Source organism: Spirillospora sp. CA-108201 (genome assembly GCF_050936235.1).
Taxonomy (GTDB): Bacteria; Actinomycetota; Actinomycetes; order Streptosporangiales; family Streptosporangiaceae; genus Spirillospora.
Genome location: NZ_JBNJNE010000001.1, coordinates 8,771,601 through 8,797,573, shown reverse-complemented (window position 1 = coordinate 8,797,573; position 25,973 = coordinate 8,771,601). Strand labels below are relative to the sequence as shown.

Genomic DNA, 25,973 nt, shown 5'->3' with positions numbered 1-25,973 from the left:
GCACGATAACAACCGAGGCTACTCACCAGTAGCCCCCGCCGGGAAAGGCCTCCCGCGGGTTCACCCCCGCTCTCCCCTGATTGGGGGACGAGCCGTCGCCCGGACCGGCCTACGCTGCACAGCGAAAACCGAATTCCGCAGGACGGAGGAGTCAGTGCCCCATCGGATCGTGCATATGCTCCGGGCGCGCGGGTCGGGCCGCCGCCCCGTCATGCTCGCCATCGCGGGGGACAGCGCGGCGGGCAAGACCACCCTGACCAGGGGGCTTGTGCGGTGCCTGGGGGCGGACCGGATGACGGCGGTCTGCGTGGACGACTACCACCGCTACGACCGCGCCGAGCGGGCCGGGAAGCCGTTCACGGCGCTGCACCCCGACTGCAACCACATCGACATCATGGAGCAGCACCTCCAGCTGCTGTCGATGGGCGAGCCGATCCTGAAACCCGTCTACGACCACGCGACCGGCGAGCTCGTCCGGCCGGAACTGGTCGAGCCGCGCGACTTCGTGATCGTCGAGGGGCTGCTCCCCCTCCACACCCGGCTCGCGCGGGCCTGCTTCGACATCACCGTCTACCTCGACCCGCCCGAGCCGCTGCGCCAATCCTGGAAGGTCAGGCGCGACTGCGACAAGCGCGGCTACAGCCCCGAGCAGGTGACGGCGGAGCTGGAGCGCCGCGAGCCGGAGAGCGCCGCCTACATCCGCCCGCAGCGCAAGCACGCCGACATCGTCGTGCGGTTCGCGCCCGTCGCCGGCCGCCTCGACCCGCCCGGCACCCCGCTGTCGGCCGAGCTGCTGCTGCGCCCGACCATCGACCATCCGGAGCTCGCCGACGTCCTGGAGAGCGGCCCCGGCGACACCGGGACCGCCATGCACCTGCGTCTCCACCGCGACACCGACGGCCGCCCCGTGGACGCGCTCCACGTCCACGGATACGTCTCGCCCGAGGAGTCGCAGGTCGTCAAGAAGGCCATCTGGGAGCGCCTCGGCCCCCGCGCCGGGACCACGCTGCCCGACCGCGACGCCCTCGGCCGCATCGGCGGCACCGGCGCCAGCGACCCGCTCGCCATCACCCAGTTGCTGCTGCTCTACCACCTGCTCGACGCCGACCAGCGCCAAGCCGCATGAGCGGAGCGAACGGGGGGTGTGGGGGGTCGCCCCCCACAAGAGACACGCATGAGCGGAGCGAACGGGGGGGTGTGGGGGGTCGCCCCCCCACAAGAGACACGCATGAGCGGAGCGAACGGGGGGTGTGGGGGGTCGCCCCCCACAAGAGACACGCCTAGCGACATGCTTTGACTCCGCGGGTGCGCGGGGAGGCCCCGGGGCCTGGACCTGTGCCCCGGGCCGCGCGCCCGCGGCCGCCGGGAGGGCGCCCTCAGCGGGCGCGAGGGGCGCCCTCCCGGCCCCTACAGCTCGTGCCAGGGGATCTCGGGGCGGTGGGTGGCGACGACCGCCAGCGACTGGCCGCCGCGGACCCTCTCGCCGGGGGCGGGCGCCAGGCGGAACCGGGCGTCCGGGCGGTGCGAGTCGCCCACCGCGAGAAGCGTGCTCCCCTGGCGCAGCAGGGAGATCGCCACGTCGAGGCGGGCCCACTCGCCGGCGTCCTCGGGGATGTCCACGCGGTAGAGGGTGCCGTCGCTGTCGAGCGTGCTGGCGAGGTTGTGGTAGATCGCGGCGATGCCCGGGTTGCGGATCGCGACCGCGGTCACCGCGGGGTCGTCGATGTCGACGGGCTCGATGTTCTCGCCGACCAGCCGGAGGGCCTCGGTGATCTCGGCACGCCGTCCGCCGTCGCGCACCCCGGCCAGCAGGTGGACGGCCGGGTCGCCGTTGCGGCGCATGTAGGCCTCGACGGTCAGCATCACCCGCACCGTCTCGTCGTCGCTGCGGCCGACCACCAGGACCGTCCGCGCGTGCTCCAGGCACGCCCGCTCGAAGGCGGTGTCGTCGAACACGACGACGTCGTACAGCTCCGGATCCGGGTTCTCCCCGGCGAGCTCGCCCGGCCAGAAGACGGTCACGACCGGCGTCTTCGCGAACTGCGGGTCGGCGCGCAGCTGCCGGATGATGGCGACCAGCCCGTCCCGCTCGTAGCCGACGATCACGATGTGCCGCCGCCGGTGCAGCCGCGCCTGGCCGTTGGCCCTCATCATGCGTCCCCTCCCCATCCAGAGCGTCAGCTCGGCGAACATCACCAGCCCGGCGGTGAGCCCGGCGATCATGATGAGCACGCCGCCGATCCGGCCGCCGACCGTGGTCGGGGACAGATCGCCGTAGCCGGTGGTCGTGCCGCTGACCAGGAAGTACCAGATGTACTCGTGGGGCTTCTTGATGTCGGCGCCCGGTTCCTCGAACACCGCGATGAGCAGCCAGCCCACCGCGAAGGCCGTGAGGAGGACGAGCGCGGGCGCGCGCCACGTCCGCCCGGTGATCCGGTGCACCAGGCGCATCAGCACGATCGGCATCCGCGAAGCGTGGCACCGGGCAAAATACCGCGTCAAGCCCGAAATGCCCGATCGAGGGCGGGTCCGGCCAGGTCAGGTCACCCGTCCGGGGACGGCGGCCCCCGCGGGCGGCCCGGCCGTCAGGCGGGGCCCCGTTTCAGGACGCGCGACAGCGCCGCCGCGACCTCCTCGGAGAGGGCGCCGTCGGCGGGAGGCGGCTGGGCGCCCGAGTGCACGAGGTCGGCCGCGCCCGGTTCGTCCCGGACGGCGTCACGGGTGTGGCCGCAGTCGCGGCACTCCACTTCGCCGAGCCGGCAGACCAGCGCGGCCGAGCCGCACTCCGAGCAGCGGTCCAGGGCGTCCGCCCAGTCGTGGACGGCCTGGCACCGGGGGCAGATCAGGACCTGCCGGTCCGCCCGGACCCCGCGCTTCCACGGGCTCGCGCCGCGCACGGGGTCGGTCTGCCGCGCCCCGCAGCGGAAGCAGGGCATCACACCTCCAGAGGTGCGGGGGCCGGTTCCGGCCACCCGGACGGCAGGGCCGCGGGAGGGGCCGGAACCGGTCCGTTTCGCTCAGAGCCCGGCGAGCGCCTTGCGGTACTCGTCGATGTCGCGTGCGTCCGGGATCGCGTTCACGACCTTCCAGCGGACGACGCCCTCGGTGTCGATGATGAAGGTGCCGCGCAGCGCCACGCCCTTGGCCTCGTCGAACACGCCGTAGCGCTGCGCCGTCCCGCCGTGCGGCCAGAAGTCGGCCAGCAGCGGGAAGCCGAAGCCCTCCTGGTCCGACCAGGCCCGCAGCGCGAACATCGAGTCGACCGAGATCGCGAGCACCTGCACGTCGGCGCCGGCCCCGGCGACGAGACCGGACAGCTCGTCGCGCAGCGCGCACAGCTCCCCCGTGCAGACGCCGCTGAACGCCAGCGGGTAGAACACCAGCACGACGTTCCCGCCGCCGCGGAAGTCCGACAGCCTCACCGGGGCGCCGTGCTGGTCCTTCAGCTCGAAGTCCGGCGCGGCGTCGCCTACGTTGACCGACAAATCGTCTCCAGCCCCGGCTCTACTTGTGGCCCTTGGGCGCGACCAGCCGCGTGCCCGACCACTCCTTGGCGGCGCTGACGCTGCTGGTCTGCGACAGGCCGGCGGTCTGCGCCGCCTCGCCGATGTCGCTCGGCTCGACGTGCCCGTCGCGGCCCGCCTTCGGTGTCAGCAGCCAGATGTTGCCGCCGCCGGCGAGCGGGATCATGGCGTCGGTCAGGCCCTCGAACAGGTCACCGTCCTCCTCGCGCCACCACAGCAGCACGATGTCGACCACGTCCTCGTAGTCCTCGTCGACCAGCTCGTTCCCCGTGAGCTCCTCGACGGAGCGGCGGAGCTCCTCGTCGACGTCCTCGTCGTAGCCGATCTCCTGCACCACCTGGCCGGCCTTCAGGCCGAGCCGTTCGGCCAGGCTGCGCTCAGACTGCGCCTGACCCGCGGTCGCGCTCACGAAAGTCCTCCCATTGTCGTCAGTCCGCACGGTCCGTGCCCGTATGGCTCTCGGCCCCCCGGGACGGGTTGCCCGTCCGCACCTGTGCGGTGTTTGCGGGACAGTCCACACAAGTAAGGGCCCCTTGCGCAAGTGTCTTCCCGGCTTTTGGTGGCCCCATTGGCCCGATTACGAAGATCCCCGTCACAGGGCGCCCACCCAGGGTGACTCCCCCGAGGGTTCACGCTGCTCATTCCCGCGCCCCCGGGGAGGACGGTCCCCGGCGTCCCCCGGTCCACGCTACTCATCCTTTGAGAAAGGACAACCGCACCTGCCTGTCAGGGTTGTCAACGTTGAGATCGACCAGGGCCACCGACTGCCAGGTCCCCAGCGCGAGCCGCCCGCCCACGACCGGCAGGGTCGCGAACGGCGGGACGAGCGCGGGCATCACGTGGGACCGCCCGTGCCCGCGCGATCCGTGGGCGTGCCGCCAGCGGTCGTCCGCGGGCAGCAGGTCCCCGAGGGCCGCGAGCAGGTCGTCGTCGCTGCCGGAGCCCAGCTCGATGATCGCCACGCCGGCGGTGGCGTGCGGGACGAAGACGTGCAGCAGCCCGTCGCCGCCCGCCGACGCGGCGAAGCGCTCGCATTCCGCGGTGAGGTCGTGCACGGCCTCGCCGGTACCGGTGGCCACCCGGACCACGGTGCTCTCCATGATCCCGTGTCTACCCCATCCGCGCCCCAGGACGCATCCGCGCCAGGCCGGATCCCCGGCCGGACCCGCGGCGCGATCCCCGCGCGGAGCCCCGGACGGAGCCGCACGGCTAGCGGGACGCCTTCGCGCGCGGCTCGATGACCGCGTCCGGCCCCGGGTACACCAGCCCCTGGTGGCCGTCGTCGAAGCGGACCAGGAAGGGCGGGCCGCCGTCCGGGCCCCGCACCTCGATGATCTCGCCGGTGCGGTCGGGCTGCCCCACCACGTTGCCGTGGACGTGCAGCCGGTCTCCGATCTTTCCGTTCATCGTTCCACCCCCAAGCTCACCCGCCCGCCGCCGGGGACGGTCCGCGCCGGGCGTGTGAGCGCTCGTTCACTCCCCGCCTCCTACGTTGCCCGCACTCCGCCTGAGGGAATCTCACGGCCGAGTGAAAAAGGTGGTTCCGCCGGGTCGGTTCCCGCCCTGACCGGGGAGGATGGTTACTGGTTGGTAGAGATGCGTTAGCCGTGATAACCGGCGACGATGGATCACGAACCATGGCGACGAACAGTCTGCCGGGACCGGCGGCCTCCCGCGCGGCGGCCCAGGTCTGACCAGCACAGACGGTAAGGACAGAGGGGACCCCGTGGCTTCCGGACGTCAACGCTTTTCGATCATCAGCGACGGCCTGCCGAGCCAGCTGCCCGACATCAACCCGGACGAGACCCGGGAGTGGCTGGAGTCGCTGGACACGGTCATCAAGACCGAGGGACGCGGCAGGGCGCGCTACGTGATGCTGCGGCTCCTGGAAAGGGCGCGCGAACTCCAGGTCGGGGTGCCCGGCCTGCGCAGCACCGACTTCATCAACACGATCCCGCCGGAGTCCGAGCCCTGGTTCCCCGGCGACGAGCACGTCGAACGGCGCATCCGCGCCTACATCCGGTGGAACGCCGCGATCATGGTGTCGCGGGCGAACCGCCCCGCGCTCGGCGTCGGCGGCCACATCGCCACCTACGCCTCCGCCGCCTCCCTCTACGAGGTCGGGTTCAACCACTTCTTCCGCGGCAAGGACCACGGCGAGTCCGGCGACCAGGTCTTCATCCAGGGCCACGCGGCGCCCGGCATCTACGCGCGCGCGTTCCTCGAAGGACGGCTGCCCGAGGAGAAGCTCGACGGGTTCCGGCAGGAGCACTCGCACCCCGGCGGCGGCCTGTCGTCCTATCCGCACCCGCGGCTCATGCCGGACTTCTGGGAGTTCCCCACGGTCTCCATGGGCCTGACCGCGATCGACTCGGTGTACCAGGCCCGGTTCAACCGGTACCTGTACAACCGCAAGATCAAAGACACGTCCCGCTCGCACGTGTGGGCCTTCCTCGGCGACGGCGAGATGGGCGAGCCGGAGTCGCTCGGCGCGATCGGCCTCGCCGCCCGCGAGGAGCTCGACAACCTCACCTTCGTCGTCAACTGCAACCTCCAGCAGCTCGACGGCCCGGTGCGCGGCAACGGGAAGATCATCCAGGAGCTGGAGTCGTTCTTCCGCGGCGCCGGCTGGAACGTCATCAAGGTCATCTGGGGCCGCGACTGGGACCCGCTGCTCGCGCAGGACGTCGACGGCGTCCTGGTCAACCAGATGAACACGACGCCCGACGGCCAGTTCCAGACGTTCTCCGTCGAGTCCGGCGAGTACATCCGGGAGAAGTTCTTCGGCGACGACCCGCGGCTGCGCAAGATCGTCCAGCATCTGCCGGACGACGACCTGCGCAAGCTGTCGCGCGGCGGGCACGACTACCGCAAGGTGTACGCGGCGTTCAAGTCCGCCCGCGAGCACGTCGGGCAGCCGACCGTGATCCTCGCGCACACCATCAAGGGCTGGACGCTCGGCTCGGACTTCGAGGCCCGCAACGCCACCCACCAGATGAAGAAGCTCACCAAGGCCGAGCTGAAGGAGTTCCGGGACCGCCTCTACCTGGACATCCCCGACTCGGCCCTGGAGGCGCCGCTGCCGCCCTACTACCACCCGGGCGAGGACTCCGAAGAGATCCAGTACATGCGCGAGCGGCGCGCCGCGCTCGGCGGGTTCCTGCCGAAGCGGGTCGTGCGGGCCAAGACGCTCAAGCTGCCCGGCGACCCCGTCTACAGCGAGCTGAAGAAGGGGTCCGGCAAGCAGAACATCGCGACGACCATGGCGTTCGTCCGGCTGCTCAAGGACCTGATCAAGGACGAGAACATCGGCGCCCGGTTCGTCCCGATCGCCCCGGACGAGTACCGCACGTTCGGCATGGACTCGCTGTTCCCCACGTCCAAGATCTACTCGCCGCACGGGCAGACCTACGACGCCGTGGACCGCAAGCTGCTGCTCTCCTACAAGGAGGCCGAAAGCGGCCAGATGCTCCACGAGGGCATCAGCGAGGCGGGCTCGATGGCGTCCACCATCGCGGCCGCCACCGCCTACGCCACGCACGGCGAGCACATGATCCCCGTCTACATCTTCTACTCGATGTTCGGGTTCCAGCGGACCGGCGACCAGATGTGGGCGCTCGGCGACCAGATGGGCCGCGGGTTCCTGCTCGGCGCCACCGCCGGCCGCACCACGCTCACCGGTGAGGGCCTCCAGCACGCCGACGGCCACTCCCCGCTGCTCGCGGCGTCCAACCCCGCGTGCGTCCACTACGACCCGACGTGGGCCTTCGAGCTGGCCCACATCGTCAAGGACGCGCTGCACCGCATGTACGGGTCGTCCGAGGAGCACCCGAACGGCGAGGACGTCTTCTACTACCTCACCGTCTACAACGAGCCGTACCAGCAGCCCGCCGAGCCCGAGAACCTCGACGTCGACGGGCTCCTCAAGGGCCTGTACCGGCACAAGGCCGCCCCAGAGGTCTCCTCGGGGAACGGCGAGGCGCCCCGGGCGCAGATCCTCGCCTCCGGCGTCGGCGGCCGGTGGGCCCTCGAAGCACAGCGGCTGCTCGCCGAGGACTGGGGCGTCGCCGCGGACGTGTGGTCGGCCACGTCGTGGAACGAGCTGGCCCGCGAGGCCCGCGAGTGCGACGACTGGAACCTGCTGAACCCCGACGCCGAGCAGCGCGTCCCGTACGTCAGCCGGGTCCTCGACAACGTCGCCGGGCCGATCGTCGCGGTGTCGGACTACATGCGCGCCGTACCCGACCAGATCGCGCCGTGGGTCCACGGCGACTACACCTCGCTCGGCACGGACGGGTTCGGGTTCTCCGACACCCGCGCCGCCGCCCGCCGCTTCTTCAACGTGGACGCCGCGTCGATCGTCCTCGCGGTGCTCACCCGCCTCGCCCGCCACGGCGAGGTCAAGCCGGAGACATTGGCCGAGGCGATCCGGCGCTACCGGCTGGACTCCGAGGTCAGCGACGTCTTCGCCGGCGGCGTCGGCAGCGCCGAGAGCAACACCGGCGGCGACGCCTGAGCAAGGTGATCGCGGAGGTGTAGGCCGCGATCACCGGGTCGCGCGCAAGGGCCCCGGGGTCTGATTCCCCGGGGCCCCGCCTCGTCCGGCGTCAGGACGGCGCGGGCGTGAAGACGCCGAAGGTGTTGCCGGACGGGTCCTGCAAGTAGGCGAACTTGAGGCCGTTGCCCGTGGCCAGGGGCGGCATGGCGACCTTGCCGCCGGACTTCACGGTCTGGTCGCAGGCGGCCTCGACGTCCTCGACGAGCACCAGGAACATCGCGTGGTTGCGGGACGCGTCCGGCTCGTGGGAGATGCCGCCGGACGGCATGTCGGCGCCCGGGTAGCTGACCAGGTCGTAGCCGTCGCCGTCGGGGTCGAGCGCGAACTCCCAGCCGAACATCTCGCCGTAGAAGCGGCGGGCCTCCTCCGGCGCATCGGTGCCGACCTGGAACCACGTGACGGTGTCGAACGCGGGAACAGTCATGGATCTCCTCTTTCGAACGCTGCTGCCACCAGCGTGGAAGAGGTCCGCGACAGCCCCCTGTCGGAGTTTCCGGACGAGTTCTCGAAGCGGAACTCCGCCCACACGACCGTGCGGTCGCCGTCCGTCCGGTATCCCCAACGATCCGAGAGGGCTTCGACGACCCGCATCCCGCGCCCGCTCTCGGAGCCGTCCTCCGCCCTGACGCGGGGACGCCGGCCGTCCGCCCCGTCGTCGGCGACCTCCAGGCGGTGGACGCCCTCCCCCGCCAGCAGGCTGACCGTCACCCATCCGCCGTCGCCCGAGGCCGTGTGGCTGATGGCGTTGCAGACGGTCTCGCTCCCGACCGTCGTCAGATCGTCCAGCCCGGGATGGCCCGGCGGCAGCATGTCCCGCAGGAACCGCCGCGCGTTCCGGACCGACGGATGGACGCCCGGCAGCGTCACCACGCCGAGCACGACCAGTTCGCCGCTCATCACCCCGCCACCCACGACACCCCACGCCGGGCCGAGGTGGGCTGTGCCTTCCGTCTTGGCAGGGTCCTTCTCGTCTCGGGCACTCTCATCGTGCGCCTCCCTTCGATTCGGAGTCGCCCGCCACACTCACCCGCCGAAGCCCTCGTGTCCTGCGGCCTGAACGTTCTCCGACTGAACGTTCAATCCGCCACCATTTCGTGAGCAAGTCGCCACGTTCGGTGACACTCTTGAGAGATGCCTTCCGGGAACGCCCCCACCGTTCGCCAGCGCCGGATCGGCTCGGCGCTCCGCAAAGCCCGCGACCACCACAACCTGACCGTCGCCACCGCGGCCCGCCGCTTCGGCCGCTCGCAGGGCTGGATGAGCATGGTCGAGAACGGCCTCCAGGCCATCTCCCCCGACGAACTCAGCGACTTACTCGACCTCTACGAGATCGAAGACGGCCCCCTCCGCGAATCCCTCCTCCACCTCGCCACCCACAAACCCGGCACATGGGAGCGGGCATACGAGGACAGGATCTCTGCCGCCGCACTCGACCTGGCCAGTCTGGAGGAGGACTCCGCCGAGATTCGGACCTTCCAGTCCAATATCGTCCCCGGGCTCCTCCAGATTCCCGACTACGCCCGAAAGATCATCGCGCTGGGAAACGCCAGACACCCACGCAAGATCAAGCCGCTGGTCGACTTTCGAATATCCCGCCAGCGGGTACTGAGCCGCCGTGACCCACCCCGTTACGTGCCGATCATCGCGGAGGCCGTACTTCACAATCGGGTCGGTGGCGATGCCGCCATCATGCATGCGCAGGTTCAGAGGCTGGCTGGAACCGCTCGGCTTGATCACGTCGAACTCCGCATACTGCCCAGCACGGCGAGCGAGTACCTCGGGCTGATCACGCCGTTCCACCTCCTCTCGCTGCGCCCACCGGGACGGCTCACTGTGTGCGTGGGCGATCAGCTCACCAAAAGCGTCTTCGTAGAGGACGAGAACGAGGTCGCAGCCCATGAGGAGATCTTCGAACGGCTGCTCTCAGCGGCCCTAAGTAGGACCGCTTCGCTAAAGCTCATCCACGAGATAGCGTCACGACCATGAACACCCCCGAATCGACCCCGGCCCGGTGGCGCAAGAGCACCCATAGCGGCGCTCACGAGAATGAATGCGTAGAGGTCGCTGAACTGACGGGCCACATCGGCATCCGCGACAGCAAGAACCCCGCCGCCGGACACCTCACCCTCACCCGCCAACACTTCACCAGCCTCCTGGCCCAGCTGGCATCACAGCCCGACGCCTGACCGGTCCAGCGGTGGCGCGGTGCCGTCTGGCCCGATACGAGCATTCCCTGACTGATCGCCGCCGGCATACGCGAGGACGGCTTCGGCGACGACTTCTAGCAGGCCCTCACGCGTGACGCCCAGGCGGCTCGTGCGCGCTATAACGCTGAGAACGCCAGACCGCTTGGCGGCGGAACCTGTGTCGGTCATCTGCTGCACTGCCGACGACGACCACAAGCGCCATCGACTGGAAGCAGGCACCCGCCTGGTCCGCCGCCTGATCAAGGTGATCCGCGAACTGGCGGCGCGCCGCGTCTCCTTCGCGTCAGGCGATGTCGAGGACCGCTTTGCCATGCAGGCGGCCGTCGAGCAGGGTCTGTGCCGCCTCGGCGTAACGGGTCCACGGACCGCGCCAGGTGATCCCGGGGTCAAGGCGGCCGGCGGCGACCTCGGCGGCCAGCCATCTCAGGTCCGCGGAGAAGTCCGCGTCCGGCTCTCCGTACAGGTAGAAGGTTCGGATGGAGCGATCGTGCCGTCCATCGGCAGCCAGCAGTGACTCCGGGGGGAGGACGGAGTCGGCGCCCGACGACCTCCCCACGTTCACCAGCGTGCCGTGGGCCTCCATGGCGTTGAAGGCGTCCACCAGATGCCGGCCGCCGACGTTGTCCAGCACGCCGAACACCGGCTGCTCGACCGCGGCGGGATCGGTGTGGACCTGGTGCGCCCCCAGGGCGCGCAGTTCGTCCGCCTGGGACGGGTTCCGGCTGATCGCCACCACCTCGGCCCCGGCGCGGGCGGCGAGCTGGACCGCGTAGCGGCCGACCCCGCCGGACGCACCGGTGACCATGACCCGGCGGCCCACCAGCTGGCCCATGCGGCGCAGGACGTGAAGCGCGGTCAGCCCGGCGACCGGGACGGTGCTGACGGCGCCGAGATCCGCATCGTCAGGAACGACGCCGAGGCGGGCGGCCGGCACGGCGCGCAGTTGCGCCCAGCCGGTCACCCCCACGGTGACGACACGGGTTCCGGCCGCGGGGCTCGTTCCGTCGGCTGCGGCCCGGACCACGGTACCGGCCGCGTCCCAGCCGATCACCGTGCCCTCCGGCGCCTCGGGGTCGGCGGCGGCGCTCACCTCTCCGTAGTTGAGCGAGACCGCTTCGACCCGCACCAGCGCCTCGCCGGGCGCGGGCATCGGGTCGGGGACGTCGGTCAGGGTGAGGTGCGCCGGGGCGCCGTGGTCGACGACGAGAGCACGCACAGGTCTGTCCCCTCCAGAAGAAAGTGCCTCAGTGTGGCATTTGCGCCAACGTAGCACATGCTCTACTGGCGCGGTCCGGTTATGCTGGCCGGGTGTCGACCGCCCACCAGCCATCCCCTGACCAGCCCGCCTCCCTGAGGGAGCGCAAGAAGCTGCGCACACGTCAGGCGCTGGCCGACACTGCCGTGACGCTCTTCGCGGAGCGGGGATTCGACAGCACGCCGCTGGACGCACTGCTGGAACGGGTGGAGGTGTCGCGCCGGACCTTCTTCCGCAACTACCGCTCGAAGGAGGACGTGGCACTCACCGCCGTCAAGGAACTGTGGAGCACGTTCCTGGCGGCCCTGGACGAGCGCGAGCAGTCAGGGCGCCTGGTCGAGGTGTTCCGCGACACGATGCTGGTCGCCCTCGACCGCATGGGAGCCACCTGGCATCCGCGCTTCGCGGCCACCTTGAAACTGATCGAGGAGTCACCATCCCTGAACGGGTACTCCCTGCGGCACTGCGATGAGATACAGAGCGAGATCAAGCAGCGGCTCGCCACCCCGGACACCCTCCAGCAGCGGCTCGCGCTGGAGTTCTGCGTCGCCGCATGGCGCTGCGCCTACGACCAGTGGCTTCCCGACTGCGATCCGGCAGGGCTGCCCCGATGCGTCCGCGGCGCCTTCGACTCCATGAACGACGGCCTGAACGCAGAGATCTGACCGTCGGCCTCGACACTTCGAGAATCGACGGCCATGTCGAGCAGTCGATCATCCGGCGTCACGGGTCCGGATGCCACCGGCAGGTACCTCTCCTGACCCCGTGTCAAGCAGGGAGGGCGATGCGCTGACGGCGACCGACCAGCCCCGGTCCGACCAGCAGAGCAGGCCCGAATGTGCGTTGGCGGCTCCGCCGCACTGCTGAATTGGGCAGGCCGCCTACCAAGCGGCCCACTCCTTCTCGCGCGGGGTCAGGACGTCCAGGCCCTGGGGCTGCGGGGCATGTCGGGCGAATCGCTCGACGAGGCGGCGGGTGATGGAGGGGGCCAGCGGCGTGCGGGCGGCCGGGCCGGGGCCGGGCTCCAGGCCGCACGCCCGGCCTGGACGGGCCGCGCGCCGGTCCCGGGGGCGTCTGGCGGACGTCTCCGCTAGACCTAACGGTCTCGTAGCGGCTCACGGGCTCCTGATCGGCTTTCTAGCGCGCCGGTCCCTGGGACGCGAGTTGCCAGGACCAAGATCTCGGCACTGTTCTTTACGAGGCGGCATCCACAAGGGAGCCGTACACCAAAGGAAAGGCGCAACCGATGGCTGACAAGCGAGACAAGTGGGCCGAGGGCAAGGCCCACCAGTCTGAGGCGAACAAGACGGTTGGCATCGACGAAGAGGAATCGAGCGACGCCTACCGTTCCGGTCCCCAGGACCAGCAGAGCCAGTCGGACAAGCAGTAGGGGCGTGACCCATAGCTGACTGCGACTGCGAACGGTACAACTGTCCGATCTGCGGCAGCAGCTCGGACGACGACGAATGACCGCTGGCGGGGAGCGCACAGCTCCTCGCCGATGACGGCCTAAGCCCCCGGGCCTAGGTGTTTCCACCGGCGGCGGGAGGGATTCCCCTCCCGCCGCTCTTTGCCGCCCAGTACTGCAGTCCGAGATCGTGATCTGTTGAAGACCGGGCCTGGTCGGGGCGATGACCTGCGGGGAGTCCTTCGCCTGATCATCTCCGGTCCACATACATCTCGTACCAATGTCGGGCCTTGTAGAGCGCCCCGTTTTTCAACGGTCTGGCCGGTCGGACCACCCGGAAATCCGTGCCACCGAGTTGCACACGCTGGACGACGACCTTCAGCCTCAGGTCGTCGCGCGTGAGGGCGGCTCGCGAAGCAGCCATCCAGACGTCTCCTCTTCAGCTTTTAACTGGACCGCAGCGTCACCGGTCGGCCTACGACTGCCGTACCAGCGAGGCCCGCGGCGCCACGCCGGCGCAGATCGAGTTCGCCCGCCGCTCGCGGGACATGCCGAAGGCGGTGTTCTCCTCCACGATCGACAAGGTCGGGGAACACCCGCCGCCCGCAGCAGGCTTTGGGGCTGATCGGGGGCTGCGGGTGGTCGGTCAGTCCGGGGTGCTGGGGATTACCAGGCCTGACTCGTAGGCGACCACTACGGCCTGGGCTCGGTCTCTTAGACCTAGTTTGGCGAAGATGCGGGTCACGTGGGTTTTGACCGTTGCCTCGCTCAGGTGGAGGTGGGCGGCCAGTTCGGTGTTGGACAGGCCGCCGCCCACCAGGCGGAGCACCTCTTTCTCGCGCGGGGTCAGGACGTCCAGGCCCTGGGGCGCCGGGGCGGGACGGGCGAACCGCTCGACCAGGCGGCGGGTGATGGAGGGGGCCAGCAGCGCGTCCCCGGTCTCGACCAGCTGTACCGACGCCACGAGGTGTTCGGGGGTGACGTCCTTCAGGAGGAACCCGCTGGCGCCGGCGGCCAGCGCGGAGTACACGTACCGGTCGAGGTCGAACGTCGTCAGGATCAGCACCCGGCACGCCGGGTCGTAGGCGAGGACCCGGCGGGTGGCCTCCAGGCCGTCCATCCCCGGCATCCGGATGTCCATCAGCACCACGTCCGGCCGCAGCCGCCGCGCGGCGGCCACCGCCTCCAGCCCGTCGGCGGCCTCGCCGACCACCTCGATCCCGGCCCGGCTGAGGATCATCCGGAACCCGCCGCGCACGAGCGTCTGGTCGTCGGCGATCAGCACCCGCGTCACGGCCGCTCCAGGGGGATCCGCGCCCGCACCCGGTAGCCGCCGCCCAGCCGCCGCCGCGCGTCGAGGTCGCCGCCGTACACCGCGACCCGTTCGCGCAGCCCGGCCAGTCCCCGGCCGCCGCCGCCCTCGGGCGGGGCGGGGCCGGTCCCGGTGAGGACGCTCGGGCCGGTGTTGAGCACCTCCAGGCGCAGGTTCCGTCTCCCATAGGTCACCGTCACCTCCGCCGTCGCCCCGGAGGTGCCGTGTTTCAGCGCGTTGGTGAGCGCCTCCTGGACGACGCGGTATCCGGTCGCGTCGATCCCGGCCGGCAGCGGGCACGGTTCGCCGGTCACCCGCACATCGACGGGCAGGCCCGCGAACGCGATCCGGTCGACCAGGGTCCCGAGGTGCGCCAGCGACGGCTGCGGGGCGAACGCCTCGCCGTCGCCGTCCGGGGCGGGCGCGAGCACACCGAGCAGGTGCCGCAGCTCGGTCATCGCCTCCCGGCCGGTCCGCTCGACGGCGAGAAGCGCGTCCTCGGCCTCGCCGTCGACACCGTGCCGGGCCGCGCCCGCCTGCACGACCATGACGCTGACGCTGTGGCTGACGATGTCGTGCAGGTCCCGGGCCACCCGGGCCCGCTCCTCCTCGACGGCCCGGCCCGCGGCGGCCTCGCGTTCGCGTTCCAGCAGCCAGGTCCGCGCCCCGAGCTCGGCGCGGCGCCTGCGCCGCTCCCACAGAGCCCAGGTGCACGGGACCGCGGCGAGGAGGGGCACGAGCCACGCGGGCAGCATCCGCCCATCCTGCCGCCCGACCGGACGGAGCGCATCATTCTGGCGGTTCACGGCCGTACATCCCTCGGATGACCCGGCCCCGGACTTACACCCAGGATCCGACGCGCGGGCGGGGGCGCGGCTCGTACCGTCACCGCCATGGAGCTGATGGTCCAGCTGATGGACGTACGCAAGGAGTACGGCGAGACCGCCGCGCTCGCCGGGGTGAGCCTCGACATCCAGGCCGGTCAGGCCGTCGCGGTGATGGGCCCCTCGGGGTCGGGCAAGTCGACCCTCCTCAACATGATCGCCGGCCTGGACCGGCCCACCTCGGGCACGGTGGTGGTGCGCGGCGAGGACATCACGGGCATGGGCGAGGCCGAACTGGCCCGGTACCGGCGCCGCCGCATCGGCATGGTCTTCCAGTTCTTCAACCTGCTCGACGACCTGCCGGTGCTGGAGAACGTGATGCTCGCCGCCCAGCTGCTCGGCACCGCGCGCAAGCAGGCGCAGGCCCGCGCGATGGAGCTGCTCGAAGAGCTGGGCATCGCCGATCGCCGCAACGCCTACCCGGTGGTGCTGTCGGGCGGGGAGCGGCAGCGGGTCGGCGTCGCCCGCGCGCTGATGAACCGGCCCGCCCTGCTGCTGGCCGACGAGCCGACCGGCGCGCTCGACTCGCGGGCCGGCGAACAGGTCATGGACCTGCTGCTGGACCTCAACCAGATCGGCCAGACCCTGCTCATCGTCACCCACGACGAGCGGCTGGCCACCCGGGTCGCCGACCGGGTCGTCGCGTTCGAGGACGGCCGCGTGGCCACCGAGGTGACCCGGTGAGGGCGGTGTGGCAGGCCGCGCGGTTCGCGGTGCGGCGGCGCAAGCTGCAGACGACCATCATCACGCTGGTGCTGCTGGTGTCGACCGGGACGGTCGTGCTCGCGCTGGGCCTGCTCGCCACCGTGGACGGCCCGTACGACAAGGCGTTCGCGCGGCAGCACGGCGCACACCTGACGGTCTCCTACGACCCCGCGAAGGCGACGGCCGCGCAGGTCGCCGCGTCGGCGTCCCGGCCGGGCGTGACGGCGGCGGGCGGCCCGTACCGCTCGCAGGTCGTCAACATCCCGGAGGAGACCGACCGGTCGCGTCCGGGGCTGCTTCCGCCCGGCCCCTTCACGGTCACCGAGCGGACCGTCCGCGGCGACGACCCGGTCGACCGGCTGGCGCTCCGGAGCGGCCGCTGGGCCACCGCCCCAGGCGAGATCGTGCTGGGTACCGACTACGCGCGGTTCCCGTTCGACCCGATCGGGAGAAAGGTGACTCTCGGCGACGGTCGGGCCTTCACCATCGTCGGCATCGGCCGGTCGATCACGCGATCCTCCCAGGCGTGGGTGGCGCCCGGGCAGCTGACCGCCCCGGACGGCCTGCAGATGCTCTACCGGCTCGCCGACCCGGCCGCCCCGGCCGCCGCGATCACCACCGGGCTGCCGGCGACCGCGAGCCAGAGCTATCTCGTCTCCCGGCAGCAGGCCACCGAGGCCGGAACGACCGTCATCCCGTTCCTGATCGCGTTCGGGATCGCCGGGCTGCTCGTCGCGGTGCTCGTCATCGCCAACGTGGTCAGCGGCGCCGTCGTGTCGGGGTTCCGGCACATCGGCGTCCTGAAGTCCCTCGGCTTCACCCCCGCCCAGGTCACCGGCGTCTACCTCGTGATGATCGCGATACCCGGGGTGCTGGGGAGCCTGATCGGAATCGCCGCGGGCAACGTCCTGGCGGGGACGGTCACCACCACGCTGGGCGACTCGTTCGACCTGCCGACCGCCAGCGGCGTCTCGCCCGGGGTCGACGTCCTGGCCTTCACGGGCGTGCTCGCGGTCGCCGTCGTCACCGCGCTGGTGCCGGCCGTCCGGGCCGGGCGGATCCCGACGGCGGTCGCGGTCAGCGCGGGCGCCGCGGCGCGGCGGGGCCGGGCCCTGCAGGTGCAGCGGGCGCTGGCCCGGACCCGGCTGCCGCGCCCGGTCAGCCTGGGCCTGGGCCTGCCGTTCGCCCGGCCGGGCCGCACCGCGCTGACCGTCACCGCCGTCGCGTTCGGAGTGGCGGCGGTGACGTTCGCCACCGGCCTCGACCGGTCCATCAGCGCCTACAGCGCCGACTCGGAACTCACCGAGACCGTCCAGGTCGTGGTCCCCGTCGACGGCGGCCGGCCGATCTCGCTGGCAGGGCGGCCCGGCACCGCCGAGGTCGCGGTCACGAACTTCGAGCAGGTCCACATTCCCGGGTTCGACCGGCCGGTGCAGGTCAAGGCCTACCAGGGGGACACCACCGACCGGCACGGCTACCGGATGGTGCACGGCCGCTGGCTCGGCGGGCCGGGTGAGGCCGTCGTGGGCGACCCGTTCCTGAAGACCGGCGGCAGGAAGATCGGCGACACCGTCGTCGTGACCGCGAACGGCAGGAGGACCGCACTGCGGATCGTCGGGACGGCGCTCGTCGACGGCGGTGACACCATCCTCACGGACTGGGCGTCCCTCACCTCGCTCCTCAACCGCGAGAAGCCGGCGGCGTCCCCGGAATCCTCCGGCCCGCGCACCGGCAGGGTGACCTCTCTCCTGGAGGTCGCCCTCACCCCCGGCACCTCCCCGGAGGACTACGCCGCCGCGCTCAGGGCGGACGGGATCCCGGCCGAGCCGGCCGCCGACGGCATCGAATCCGGCCAGGTGATCCTCCTCGGGCTCCTCACCCTGCTGACCCTGGGGCTGACGACGGTCGCCGGGCTCGGGGTGTTCAACACGGTGATCCTCAACACCCAGGACCGGGCGCGCGACTTCGGCGTCCTGAAGTCGCTGGGCGCGACACCGCGGCAGGTCCTGACGGTCGTGCTCGCCTCCATGGCCGTCCTCGGCCTGGTCGGCGGACTCATCGGACTGCCGCTGGGCCTGGCCGCCCACCATGTGGTGCTGCCGGCCATGGCCGACACGGGCGGCCTCGTCCTCCCCTACGGCCTCCTGGAGATCTTCCCCTGGCCGCTGATGCTCCTGTCCGTCCTGGCGGGCATCGCGATCGCCCTGCTCGGCGCCCTGGTCCCGGCCGGCCGTGCGTCCCGGATCAAGACGGCGGCGGCCCTTCGCTCGGAGTGACCGGCCCATCCGGAGCGGCCCCGGGAAAGACGGTGGAAGCGGGGCGGGCCCGCTTCCACCGTCAACGGTGCGGCGTCACGCCTGGGCGTGACGCCGTCCGCGCCCCCGGAGGGTCGCGGATCGTTCCAGCCGGACGGCGGTGAGACCGTCAGGCCATGTCGTACTTCCATCGGACGGAGTCATCCGGCTTCCACGTGCTCAACCGGAAGCCGGAGGGCGGGATGCCGCTCCGTGCCTCGCCGTTCAAGGCGGGGACGGGAAGCCGCGGCTTCCAGCCCCCCTCCCCGGCGGCCTGAGGCCCGACGTGTTCGCTCTGCCGGTGGAAGGCCCGGAGAGCGGCGAGGGATGCCCCCACCAGCACCACGGCGCCGATCCATCCGTAGAGCCCCGGCGGCCCTCCGGTCCCGACGATCACTCCGACGAGGCACGCGAGCACCGGGTTGAGGCACTTGACCGTGCTGATCAGCCCGTCATCGGATCGGGCGAGCTTCCAGGCGCGGATGCCCAACATGTTGGAGGCCGTGTTCAGCAGCGACGTGACCGCCACGGTCGACAGCACCGGCCAGGTCATCCAGTGGTCGTCGGTCCAGATGAGGACCGGCACCCCGACCAGGAAGACGCCCGACCAGCAGTTGATCTCGACGACCCGCCAGTAGGTGCCCAGCTCGGTCAGCCTTCCCGTGGCGACCGTGCCGTTGACGCCCATGACGGCGGCCAGACCCGCCAGGACCAGGCCCCAGACTTCGGCCTCGCCGGCGAAGGGCCTGGTCAGCATGGTGACACCGACCAGGCCGATCACGAACCACAGGGCGTTGCGTCCCCGGTCCGCCCCGTGCGCGGAAGAGACCAGCCGCCACGTCGACAGGCCGAGCAGCCCGAGCGTCAGGATCGCCACGAAGGTACCGATCTCCACACGCTCCAGCGCGGCCTGGTGGACCTGCCCCTGAAAGGCGCTGGGCACGATCAGGATGAGCCCCCACCTCCACTGGGGTCGGCCCCACCTGACCTTGGCGGCCGGTGTTGCGGCCCGGCCGAAGGGAAGACGTGAAGCCAGGCTGTAGAAGACGGCCCCGAGGACCGTGATCAGTGCACCCACCGGGGCCGGTGAGTGCTCGGGGTAGAGGCGCGTCGCGTTCGCCGCGCCGGCCGATACGAGAGTCAGGGAGAGCGCTTGGACGAGCGCTCCCCTCACTTTGCCCATCAGAATCTCCTTCGTTCCGACCGGCTGTTCGCCGGTACCTGACCGCTTCGGCCAGGCGAAGGAGACCGTCCCGGACATCACGTCCAGCGCACCACCGTTGCCACCGCCGGACCGTGGTCCCGCCGCCGATCCGGGTCCAACGCGACGAGGGACGCCGCGGGTGTGCGGCGTCCCCGTGGTCGTCGGCGGTCAGGGGGCGGGGACGGCTCCGATCTTGTTCACCCAGCCCTGGCTCTCGAAGGCCAGGTACTCACTGCCGGCCGGCTTGCCGGGGACGGCGGAGGACCGGTCCTCGAAGTCGAGGAGCTGGGCGCTCTTGCGGTCCACGACCAGCCGCACGCTGGTGCCCCTGGCGGTGATGGCCACGCCGGGCCTGCCGAGCCGGTCCTTGATCTGCCCGGTGACGCGCACGGACGGAGTGCGCGCCAGGATCCGGTAGAGGGCCGCCCGGGTGCCGGGGGTGGTCGGGGCCATGAACAGGTCCCAGGCGCTGACGAAGACGTACTCCCCGAAATCGGCCGGGGCGGTGTAGCCGTGCGCACCGCCCCGGCGGTCCTGCTGCCACAGCTTGCGCAGGTGGCTCTCCAGGGCGCCGTCAGTCGCCGGCAGCTTCGCGATCGTCTTCCACTCGATCTCGTGGGACCCGATGGAGGGGTTCACCAGGTGCGAGCCCTTGCGGTAGGTGACCATGCGCGGCTGCGAGACGGTCGTGCCGTCGTTGACCTCGAGCGGGGGCGAGCCCGCCGCCTTCCATGCGGCCTCGTCCTTCCCCGTGGGGAAGGTGACCTTGATGTCCAGCGGTCCGTTGGTGCCGAGACGCATGCCGGTCCCGCTCTGAGCGCACGCCCAGTCCTCGACGCTGCTCGCGGTCCGCGCCTGGAATTTCTGGGGCTCGCCCTTGGGCGTCGGCACGCCCGGGCCGGGCTTGAAGGGCAGGATGTCCTGCCACATGCGGGTCCGCTTGTACCAGCAGGCCCCGCTGGTGGCGGGCTGCTTGGCGGCCGTGTTCGCGCTGGCCAGCAGGAACGTGCGGGTGTCGAGTGTGCCGTCACGCCCGGCGCCGGGGCCATCGCCGGGGCCGTCCGACGGGAGGGCGACGGCCAGCCCCGCCGCGGCCGCCGCCACCGCGGTCACCCCGGCGGCGGCGAGGCCCAGCCGCCGGACCGGCCGCCGCGCCGGGACCACGCGACCGTTCACGGTCGAGGCTCCGGCGCTCGCGCGGACCCGCGCCGCGTCGGGACGACGCGCGTAGGCGTCGTCGGCGAGTTCGGCGACCGCCGCGGGCTTCAGGGCGACGATCAGGTTGTCGAGTTCGTCCTGCTTCATTGCTTCTCCTGGATGACTCGTGGGCGCGGGGCGCGTCCGTGCGCTCGCGCGGTGCTTTCCCGGGACGCCTCGATCGCCTTGGCCAGCCGGCGGCGCCCCCGGTGCAGCCGGACGACGAAGGCGGTGCGGGAGCAGCCCGCGACGCGGGCCGCCTCCGCGGGGTCGAGCCCGTGCCAGGCGGTCAGGGTGACCGCTTCGGCCTCCTTGGCGGACAGGGCCCGCAGGGCGGCCAGCGCCTGGTCGCGGGCTATGAGGCGGTCGGCGACGTCCCAGGCGTGCAGGTCGGCGTCGGTGGTGAGACCGGCCAGCCGGTCGACCAGTCCGCGCGCCCGGCCCGCCGCGCCGTGCGACTGGCGGACCAGGTTCCTCGCCACGCCCAGCAGCCACGGCAGCGCCTGGTCGGGGATCTCGTCGATCTTCCGCCACGCGACGGTGAACACCTCGCCCGTCAGGTCCTCGGCGGCCTGAGGCGCGGCCCGCAGCACGACGTAGGCGAAGACGTTGCGGTAGTACGTCTCGTAGAGGCGGGTGAATCGGGCCTCTTGCTCGTCCACGCCACCTCCTCTCTTCTCGGAGCCGGTACGCCGAGAAGTCCGAGAAGCCCCCGGCGGATTACACGACGGCCGGAAATCCTTCGACGATCGCGCCCCGGCAAGGCTGACCGTCCACGGCGGAGAGTGCCTAGGCGTGGTCCGGTGAGCCCGGCAGGCGCAGGACGAACGTCGCGCCTTGGCCCGGTTCGCTGCGCACCGCCGCGGATCCGCCGTGCGCCTCGGCCAGTTGCCGCACGATGGCCAGGCCCAGTCCGCTGCCGCCGGTCTGGCGGCTGCGCGACTTCTCGGCCCGCCAGAACCGGTCGAAGACGTGCGGCAGGTGCTCGGGCGGTATGCCCGGCCCGGTGTCGGCGACCTCGATCAGCACGTCGTCACCGTCGGCGTGCGCGCGCAGGCCCACCCGGCCGCCGGCCGGGGTGTAGCGGACCGCGTTGGCGAGCAGGTTGCCGACCGCCTGCCGCAGCCGCACCGGATCGGCGTCCAGGTGCGGCCGTCCGGTCACCTCGGCGGTCAGCGTCAGCTCGGCGGCCTCGGCCGCGGCCCGGTAGACGGTCGCGATCTGCTCGACCAGGTCGGCCACGTCGAGCGCCTCGGGGTGCAGCCGCAGCTTGCCGACGTCGGCGAGCGCGAGCTGCTGGAGGTCGTCGACGATGTGCTGCAGCAGCGTGGCCTCCTCGACCAGCGAGGCGGTCAGCACCGGGCCCAGGTCGGCCACACCGTCCTGGGCGGCCTCCAGCCAGCCTCGGATGTTGCTCAGCGGCGTGCGCAGCTCGTGCGACACGTCGCTGACCATCGCCTTGCGCTGCCGCTCCATGCGGTCCAGGTGCTCGGACATCTCGTTGAACGCGTCGCCCAGCTCGCCGACCTCGCCCTTGGCGCGCACCGTGACCCGCGCCGAGCCGTCGCCGGCGCGCATCAGCCGGGCCGCCGCGGTGACCGCCCGCACCGGCCGCGCCAGCCGGGTGGCGACGAGGACGCTGACCCCGACCGCCAGGACGAGGATCACCGCGGTGACCCCCGCGATGCCGTACGGGTCGATGGCCGGCGCCCGGTCCTGCGACGAGCCGATGTAGAGCAGCGCGGCCGGCGCGACGTACGGCTTCAGCTGGGTGCGGCGCGCGGTGGCCAGGCACTCGGCGGCCGACGCCGGAGCGGCCGGCGTGCCGGTCTCGTCCAGCCACACGTCGACCCGGCCTCCGCGGCACTGCCGGACCAGGGCGGCGAGCTGGGTGAGCGCGCGCCTCTCGGTGGCGGTCGGTCCGGGCGCGTCGGGCGAGCACGGCGCGGGCCGCGCCGCGGGCTCCGGCGTCGGGGTGGGAGTGGCCGCCGGCCTCGTGCCGGGCGCGCCGGTCGGCACGCCGGGCCGACCGGGCTGCACGCCCGGCCCGTTCCCCGGCTGCCGCGGCGTCGCCGCCGGCTCGGTCGGCGAGGAAGGCGTCGGCGTCGGGGTGACCGCGGCCGACGGCGTCGTGGCGACGGCGGCGAGGCGGACCGCTCCGCCGCCGGCCGCTCGTGCGAGCGCCGCTCGCGCCGGGGAGGCGCCGCCTCCGGAAGGCGCGCCGACGGGGGCGCCCGGAGGGCTCGTGGCCGGTGCCGGGCTGGTCGGACCGCCCTCGCGGCGAAGGTACGGGCGGCCGCCGGGGCCGACGACGACCGTGGCGCGCTGGCCCTCGCGGCGCAGGCACGCCGCCTGCGCGTCGACGTCCCGGCGCAGCCGTGCCCGTTCGGGATCCGGCAGCCGGAACGGCCCGGCCACGCGCGCGTCGATCCGGTCGGTGGCCGCACCGGGCCCCAGCGAGACGTCGACGGCGAGCGGGTCGACGACGGCCGAGGGCGCGCCGGCAGCGGCGGCCGGCCGGCCGCCGAGTCCGCGATCCGGGTGCCGCCCTCGGTCGCCAGCGCGACCCGCTGGCCGCTCTGCCGGGCCAGCCCGCGCACGGTCCCCCCGACGCCGTCCCAGCGCGGGTGGCTCGCCGCGTAGCCGAGCAGCGCGTCGTTGATCCTGGCGTCGCGGGCGAACGTCCGGCCCTGCCGATCCCGGATCTCGCCGGACGTGCTGCGCGCCGCCAGCCACGCGGTCGCCGTGATCGAGCACGCCGCGATCAGCACCGAGCTGGCGACCAGGCGTACGAGCAGGCTATGGCGCACGGTCGCCGACCAGCTTGTACCCGACGCCGTACACGGTGCACAGCCGGACCGGCCGCCCCGGTCGCGGCTCGATCTTCTTGCGCAGGTTCTTCACGTGCACGTCGACCGTGCGCTCGGTGATGAAGCGGTCGAAGCCGTGCAGGTGCTCCAGGAGCTGCGCCCGGGTGAGGACCCGGTCCGGCCGCGCGGCCAGCGCCTCCAGGATGCGGAACTCCGCGGGCGTGCAGTCGACCTCGCGCCCGTCCGCGAGGACCGTGTGCCGTTCGGGGTCCACCGTGATGCCGCCGACCCGGTACACCAGCTCGCCGCTCCCCCGCCCGGTCCGCCGCAGCAGCGTGCGCACCCGGGCCATCAGCTCGCGCGGGCTGTACGGCTTGGTGACGTAGTCGTCGGCGCCGAGGTCGAGGCCGCGCAGCAGGTCGTCCTCCGTCGAGCGGGCCGTGAGCATGAGCACCGGGACGTCGGACTCGGCGCGCAGCCCGCGGCACACGTCGAGGCCGTCGATCCCCGGCATCATCACGTCCAGCAGGACGAGGTCGGGGCGTCGCGCGCGGGCCTCGTCGATCGCGGCCCGCCCGTCGTGGACGACGACCACGGAGTGCCCCTCGCGCAGGAGGTAGCGGCGCAGCAACTCCGCCTGTTTGGTGTCGTCCTCCGCGACCAGGACATTCGCGCACATGGCCCCTGAGCGTAGCCAAGCCGTCCCCGGCACCACGGGATCATCACATCGGCCTCACAGGTTCTTCACACTCCTCGGCCAGCATCTCGCGGCATGCGCCAAGTCAAGATCCACACCGGCGCCCTGCTCGCCGCCGGCATGATCGCCGTGCTGGCCGGCTGCGGCTCGTCGGACGACGGCAGATCAGGGGACGGCACGCCCGGCGCGGACCGGCCGGCGGCCGCCGCCGAGCCGCAGCGGTCCGGGCGGCAGGGCGGTGCCGAGATAGCGACCGTGCGCGGCCGCCAGATCGCCGTGCACAGGCGGAAGGGTGACGGGGCGGCCTGGAAGACGCTGTCCAGCCCCAACGAGATGGGCGCCACCCGGGTCTTCCTCGTCGACGCCAAGGACGGCGACTGGCTCAGGGTGCTGCTGCCGATCCGTCCGAACGGCAGCACCGGGTGGGTCAAGGCGTCCGACGTCGAACTGTCGTCGACGCCCCACCGCGTGGAGATCGACCCGAAGGCGTTCACCTTCACCGTCTACGACGGCGACACGGTGCTGCGCACCGGCAAGGTCGCCACCGGTGAGGGCGGCACCCCGACCCCGGCCGGCCGCTTCTACTTCACCGAGCTGGTCAGACCGCCGAACCCCGACGGCGACTACGGCGCGTACGCCTTCGGGCTGAGCGGTTTCTCGCCGACGCTGAGGACGTTCGCCGGCGGCCCCGGGCAGCTCGCCGTGCACGGCACGAACAAGGCGTCGGCGCTGGGCGGCAAGGCCAGCCACGGCTGCGTGCGGGTCGGCAACGACGACATCACCTGGATGGCCAAGAACCTGGCGATCGGCACGCCTGTCGTCGTCAAGAAATGAAACACCACCGAAGGGAACATCGATGCGCCTGAAGTCCCTCATCGCGGCCGTCGCGCTGGGCGTCGGCCTGGCCGGTACCGGCATGGCCGCCGCCGAGGCCACCACCGCCACCCCCAAGCCGACCAGCCCGGCGGCCACCCCCACCCCGAGCTCCCCGCCCGGCAACCCGACCACCCGTCCCGTGGAGCCGACCCCGACCGCCCGCCCCGGCGACCCGCAGACGCCCACCGCGGCGCCGACGCCCCAGCCCCCCGGCAAGGCCATCCCCAAGATGCCGAACTACACCGGCTGACTCCGACCGCAGGCCCGCACGTCTCCCGGCGTGCGGGCCTGCCGCCGTAGAGGCGGCGCGACGGCCCCGTGCCGGGGGCCTCAGATGAACTCCAGCGGGCGGACGGTGTAGTCGGACGGGATGTCGTCGTGCATGGCCTCCACCGGGCGGTCGGGGGCGGTCTCCTCCAGGAGGGCGGCGCGGCGGACGCGGTCGGTGCGGAAGACGCGGGAGCCGTCACGCATGCGGCACCAGGCGGTCAGGTACCAGCCGTGGCCGGAGGCCGTGAACGTGACGGGCTCCACGTCGCGCTCGGTCTCGGCGCCCGTCCGGTCGACGTAGGTGAGGCGGACCACCCGGCGGGTCCGGATGGCCTCCTCCAGCACGGCCGGGACGGAGGCCGGGTCGTCGCCCTCGGCGGGGGTCAGGAAGCGGACGCGCTGGGCCAGTTCGCGGGCCGAGGCGCTGTCGGCGGCCGACATCGCGGCGACGATCTTGTGGAGGGCGGTACGGGCGGCCCGGGAGTACGGGGAGCCGCCGGCCCGGGACAGGGTGATCGCGAGGGCGACGGCCTCGGCGGGGGTGAAGTTCAGCGGCGGCAGCGTGCGGCTCTTGTCGAGGGTGTAGCCGCCGGCCCGGCCCACGTCCGCGAAGATCGGCACCCCGGCCTGCTGGAGGGCGCCGATGTCGCGCTCGATCGTGCGGACGCTCACCTCGTACCGCGCGGCCAGCTCCCGCGCGCTGACCCGGCGCGGCGCGCACGCGCGCAGCTCCTCCACGAGGGCGTACAAGCGGTCGGTGCGGTTCACGCGC

Annotated in this window: 27 protein-coding genes; 10 read left to right on the top strand and 17 right to left on the bottom strand. The window is 72.2% G+C overall.

Translation table 11 applies throughout. The features are described 5' to 3' along the window. Positions 1-175: 175 nt before the first annotated feature. The gene (locus ACQEU6_RS42060) at positions 176-1,126 is read left to right on the top strand and encodes a phosphoribulokinase (RefSeq protein ID WP_499340522.1); all 951 of its coding nucleotides are present in this window, start codon (positions 176-178) and stop codon (positions 1,124-1,126) included. A 281-nt stretch (positions 1,127-1,407) separates the two neighbouring features. Here ACQEU6_RS42060 and ACQEU6_RS42055 read toward each other — a convergent pair whose 3' ends face one another. The 6 genes from ACQEU6_RS42055 to ACQEU6_RS42030 form a co-directional block, all read right to left on the bottom strand. Then, positions 1,408-2,466, bottom strand: coding sequence for a potassium channel family protein (locus tag ACQEU6_RS42055; RefSeq protein ID WP_499339358.1), 1,059 nt, complete (start codon positions 2,464-2,466; stop codon positions 1,408-1,410). A gap of 119 nt (positions 2,467-2,585) precedes the next feature. After that, the gene (locus ACQEU6_RS42050; RefSeq protein WP_499339356.1) at positions 2,586-2,936 is read right to left on the bottom strand and encodes a hypothetical protein; all 351 of its coding nucleotides are present in this window, start codon (positions 2,934-2,936) and stop codon (positions 2,586-2,588) included. 81 nt (positions 2,937-3,017) lie between these two features. Beyond that, the gene (locus ACQEU6_RS42045) at positions 3,018-3,485 is read right to left on the bottom strand and encodes a peroxiredoxin (protein ID WP_499339354.1); all 468 of its coding nucleotides are present in this window, start codon (positions 3,483-3,485) and stop codon (positions 3,018-3,020) included. Positions 3,486-3,504: 19 nt separating this feature from the next. Next, a complete protein-coding gene (locus ACQEU6_RS42040) occupies positions 3,505-3,933 on the bottom strand; it encodes a DUF3052 domain-containing protein (protein ID WP_499339352.1) in 429 nt (142 codons plus the stop codon). Positions 3,934-4,216: 283 nt separating this feature from the next. Continuing rightward, positions 4,217-4,624 (bottom strand): YjbQ family protein, encoded by a 408-nt coding sequence (locus tag ACQEU6_RS42035; protein WP_499339351.1) that lies wholly within the window; start codon positions 4,622-4,624, stop codon positions 4,217-4,219. Positions 4,625-4,733: 109 nt separating this feature from the next. Then, complete coding sequence (locus ACQEU6_RS42030) at positions 4,734-4,931, bottom strand: DUF1918 domain-containing protein (RefSeq protein ID WP_499339349.1); 198 nt, start codon at positions 4,929-4,931, stop codon at positions 4,734-4,736. A gap of 319 nt (positions 4,932-5,250) precedes the next feature. Here ACQEU6_RS42030 and aceE point away from each other — a divergent pair, with 319 nt between their 5' ends. Next, positions 5,251-8,040 (top strand): pyruvate dehydrogenase (acetyl-transferring), homodimeric type, encoded by a 2,790-nt coding sequence (gene aceE, locus ACQEU6_RS42025; RefSeq protein ID WP_499339348.1) that lies wholly within the window; start codon positions 5,251-5,253, stop codon positions 8,038-8,040. A 91-nt stretch (positions 8,041-8,131) separates the two neighbouring features. On the opposite strand, the gene ACQEU6_RS42020 is transcribed toward aceE, so the two are convergent. Both ACQEU6_RS42020 and ACQEU6_RS42015 read right to left on the bottom strand, forming a co-directional pair. After that, positions 8,132-8,506: a VOC family protein gene (locus ACQEU6_RS42020; protein WP_499339347.1), complete on the bottom strand. Its 375-nt coding sequence runs from the start codon at positions 8,504-8,506 to the stop codon at positions 8,132-8,134. Beyond that, positions 8,503-8,979 carry an ATP-binding protein gene (locus ACQEU6_RS42015; protein ID WP_499339346.1) on the bottom strand — a complete coding sequence of 159 codons (477 nt, stop codon included), beginning with the start codon at positions 8,977-8,979 and terminating at the stop codon, positions 8,503-8,505. The genes ACQEU6_RS42020 and ACQEU6_RS42015 overlap by 4 nt, the downstream gene beginning before the upstream one ends. A 234-nt stretch (positions 8,980-9,213) precedes the next feature. On the opposite strand from ACQEU6_RS42015, the gene ACQEU6_RS42010 reads away from it, so the two are divergent. Together ACQEU6_RS42010 and ACQEU6_RS42005 are read left to right on the top strand one after the other, a co-directional pair. Continuing rightward, positions 9,214-10,068 carry a helix-turn-helix domain-containing protein gene (locus ACQEU6_RS42010; RefSeq protein WP_499339345.1) on the top strand — a complete coding sequence of 285 codons (855 nt, stop codon included), beginning with the start codon at positions 9,214-9,216 and terminating at the stop codon, positions 10,066-10,068. Beyond that, positions 10,065-10,268, top strand: a complete 204-nt coding sequence (locus ACQEU6_RS42005; protein ID WP_499339344.1) for a DUF397 domain-containing protein — start codon at positions 10,065-10,067, stop codon at positions 10,266-10,268. Before ACQEU6_RS42010 ends, ACQEU6_RS42005 begins: the two co-directional genes overlap by 4 nt. Positions 10,269-10,572: 304 nt before the next feature. Here the strand turns inward: ACQEU6_RS42005 and ACQEU6_RS42000 are convergent, their stop codons facing one another. Beyond that, the gene (locus ACQEU6_RS42000) at positions 10,573-11,505 is read right to left on the bottom strand and encodes a zinc-binding dehydrogenase (protein ID WP_499339342.1); all 933 of its coding nucleotides are present in this window, start codon (positions 11,503-11,505) and stop codon (positions 10,573-10,575) included. Positions 11,506-11,597: 92 nt separating this feature from the next. Between ACQEU6_RS42000 and ACQEU6_RS41995 the strand changes: the two genes are divergently transcribed. After that, on the top strand, positions 11,598-12,209 hold the full coding sequence (locus tag ACQEU6_RS41995) for a TetR family transcriptional regulator (RefSeq protein ID WP_499339340.1): 612 nt from the start codon (positions 11,598-11,600) through the stop codon (positions 12,207-12,209). A gap of 581 nt (positions 12,210-12,790) precedes the next feature. Continuing rightward, a complete protein-coding gene (locus ACQEU6_RS41990) occupies positions 12,791-12,934 on the top strand; it encodes a hypothetical protein (RefSeq protein ID WP_499339339.1) in 144 nt (47 codons plus the stop codon). Positions 12,935-13,598: 664 nt separating this feature from the next. Here ACQEU6_RS41990 and ACQEU6_RS41985 read toward each other — a convergent pair. Together ACQEU6_RS41985 and ACQEU6_RS41980 are read right to left on the bottom strand one after the other, a co-directional pair. Continuing rightward, a complete protein-coding gene (locus tag ACQEU6_RS41985) occupies positions 13,599-14,246 on the bottom strand; it encodes a response regulator (RefSeq protein WP_499339337.1) in 648 nt (215 codons plus the stop codon). Beyond that, positions 14,243-15,019, bottom strand: a complete 777-nt coding sequence (locus tag ACQEU6_RS41980; RefSeq protein WP_499339336.1) for a sensor histidine kinase — start codon at positions 15,017-15,019, stop codon at positions 14,243-14,245. Before ACQEU6_RS41980 ends, ACQEU6_RS41985 begins: the two co-directional genes overlap by 4 nt. 138 nt (positions 15,020-15,157) lie before the next feature. Between ACQEU6_RS41980 and ACQEU6_RS41975 the strand changes: the two genes are divergently transcribed. Continuing rightward, positions 15,158-15,832, top strand: a complete 675-nt coding sequence (locus ACQEU6_RS41975; RefSeq protein ID WP_499339334.1) for an ABC transporter ATP-binding protein — start codon at positions 15,158-15,160, stop codon at positions 15,830-15,832. Further along, positions 15,829-18,129, top strand: coding sequence for an ABC transporter permease (locus tag ACQEU6_RS41970; RefSeq protein ID WP_499339332.1), 2,301 nt, complete (start codon positions 15,829-15,831; stop codon positions 18,127-18,129). The genes ACQEU6_RS41975 and ACQEU6_RS41970 overlap by 4 nt, the downstream gene beginning before the upstream one ends. Before the next feature lie 148 nt (positions 18,130-18,277). Here the strand turns inward: ACQEU6_RS41970 and ACQEU6_RS41965 are convergent, their stop codons facing one another. The 5 genes from ACQEU6_RS41965 to ACQEU6_RS41945 all read right to left on the bottom strand — a co-directional run bounded on the left by ACQEU6_RS41965 (position 18,278) and on the right by ACQEU6_RS41945 (position 24,037). After that, positions 18,278-19,330: a DMT family transporter gene (locus tag ACQEU6_RS41965; RefSeq protein WP_499339330.1), complete on the bottom strand. Its 1,053-nt coding sequence runs from the start codon at positions 19,328-19,330 to the stop codon at positions 18,278-18,280. Positions 19,331-19,519: 189 nt separating this feature from the next. Then, entirely contained in the window at positions 19,520-20,656 is a 1,137-nt protein-coding gene (locus ACQEU6_RS41960; RefSeq protein WP_499339329.1) for a hypothetical protein, read from the bottom strand. Next, entirely contained in the window at positions 20,653-21,210 is a 558-nt protein-coding gene (locus ACQEU6_RS41955) for an RNA polymerase sigma factor (protein ID WP_499339328.1), read from the bottom strand. The genes ACQEU6_RS41960 and ACQEU6_RS41955 overlap by 4 nt, the downstream gene beginning before the upstream one ends. Before the next feature lie 127 nt (positions 21,211-21,337). Beyond that, positions 21,338-22,966, bottom strand: a complete 1,629-nt coding sequence (locus ACQEU6_RS41950; RefSeq protein WP_499339326.1) for a sensor histidine kinase — start codon at positions 22,964-22,966, stop codon at positions 21,338-21,340. Positions 22,967-23,347: 381 nt separating this feature from the next. Then, a complete protein-coding gene (locus tag ACQEU6_RS41945) occupies positions 23,348-24,037 on the bottom strand; it encodes a response regulator transcription factor (protein WP_499339325.1) in 690 nt (229 codons plus the stop codon). A 93-nt stretch (positions 24,038-24,130) separates the two neighbouring features. Here ACQEU6_RS41945 and ACQEU6_RS41940 point away from each other — a divergent pair, with 93 nt between their 5' ends. Continuing rightward, positions 24,131-24,889 (top strand): L,D-transpeptidase, encoded by a 759-nt coding sequence (locus ACQEU6_RS41940; protein ID WP_499339324.1) that lies wholly within the window; start codon positions 24,131-24,133, stop codon positions 24,887-24,889. Positions 24,890-24,911: 22 nt separating this feature from the next. Further along, positions 24,912-25,181 (top strand): hypothetical protein, encoded by a 270-nt coding sequence (locus tag ACQEU6_RS41935; RefSeq protein ID WP_499339323.1) that lies wholly within the window; start codon positions 24,912-24,914, stop codon positions 25,179-25,181. An 80-nt stretch (positions 25,182-25,261) separates the two neighbouring features. Here ACQEU6_RS41935 and ACQEU6_RS41930 read toward each other — a convergent pair whose 3' ends face one another. Further along, positions 25,262-25,969: a helix-turn-helix transcriptional regulator gene (locus ACQEU6_RS41930; RefSeq protein WP_499339321.1), complete on the bottom strand. Its 708-nt coding sequence runs from the start codon at positions 25,967-25,969 to the stop codon at positions 25,262-25,264. Between the last annotated feature and the right edge of the window lie 4 nt (positions 25,970-25,973).

Coding starts and splice junctions, on each gene's coding strand:
- ACQEU6_RS41945 (WP_499339325.1), bottom strand. CDS start 24,037: ATGTGCGCGAATGTCCTGGTCGCGGAGGACGACACCAAACAGGCGGAG.
- ACQEU6_RS41980 (WP_499339336.1), bottom strand. CDS start 15,019: ATGCTGCCCGCGTGGCTCGTGCCCCTCCTCGCCGCGGTCCCGTGCACC.
- ACQEU6_RS42030 (WP_499339349.1), bottom strand. CDS start 4,931: ATGAACGGAAAGATCGGAGACCGGCTGCACGTCCACGGCAACGTGGTG.
- ACQEU6_RS41990 (WP_499339339.1), top strand. CDS start 12,791: ATGGCTGACAAGCGAGACAAGTGGGCCGAGGGCAAGGCCCACCAGTCT.
- ACQEU6_RS41935 (WP_499339323.1), top strand. CDS start 24,912: ATGCGCCTGAAGTCCCTCATCGCGGCCGTCGCGCTGGGCGTCGGCCTG.
- ACQEU6_RS42060 (WP_499340522.1), top strand. CDS start 176: ATGCTCCGGGCGCGCGGGTCGGGCCGCCGCCCCGTCATGCTCGCCATC.
- ACQEU6_RS42010 (WP_499339345.1), top strand. CDS start 9,214: ATGCCTTCCGGGAACGCCCCCACCGTTCGCCAGCGCCGGATCGGCTCG.
- ACQEU6_RS41965 (WP_499339330.1), bottom strand. CDS start 19,330: ATGGGCAAAGTGAGGGGAGCGCTCGTCCAAGCGCTCTCCCTGACTCTC.
- ACQEU6_RS42020 (WP_499339347.1), bottom strand. CDS start 8,506: ATGACTGTTCCCGCGTTCGACACCGTCACGTGGTTCCAGGTCGGCACC.
- ACQEU6_RS41960 (WP_499339329.1), bottom strand. CDS start 20,656: ATGAAGCAGGACGAACTCGACAACCTGATCGTCGCCCTGAAGCCCGCG.
- ACQEU6_RS41975 (WP_499339334.1), top strand. CDS start 15,158: ATGGAGCTGATGGTCCAGCTGATGGACGTACGCAAGGAGTACGGCGAG.
- ACQEU6_RS42005 (WP_499339344.1), top strand. CDS start 10,065: ATGAACACCCCCGAATCGACCCCGGCCCGGTGGCGCAAGAGCACCCAT.
- ACQEU6_RS42015 (WP_499339346.1), bottom strand. CDS start 8,979: ATGAGCGGCGAACTGGTCGTGCTCGGCGTGGTGACGCTGCCGGGCGTC.
- ACQEU6_RS42035 (WP_499339351.1), bottom strand. CDS start 4,624: ATGGAGAGCACCGTGGTCCGGGTGGCCACCGGTACCGGCGAGGCCGTG.
- ACQEU6_RS42055 (WP_499339358.1), bottom strand. CDS start 2,466: ATGCCGATCGTGCTGATGCGCCTGGTGCACCGGATCACCGGGCGGACG.
- ACQEU6_RS41940 (WP_499339324.1), top strand. CDS start 24,131: ATGCGCCAAGTCAAGATCCACACCGGCGCCCTGCTCGCCGCCGGCATG.
- ACQEU6_RS42050 (WP_499339356.1), bottom strand. CDS start 2,936: ATGCCCTGCTTCCGCTGCGGGGCGCGGCAGACCGACCCCGTGCGCGGC.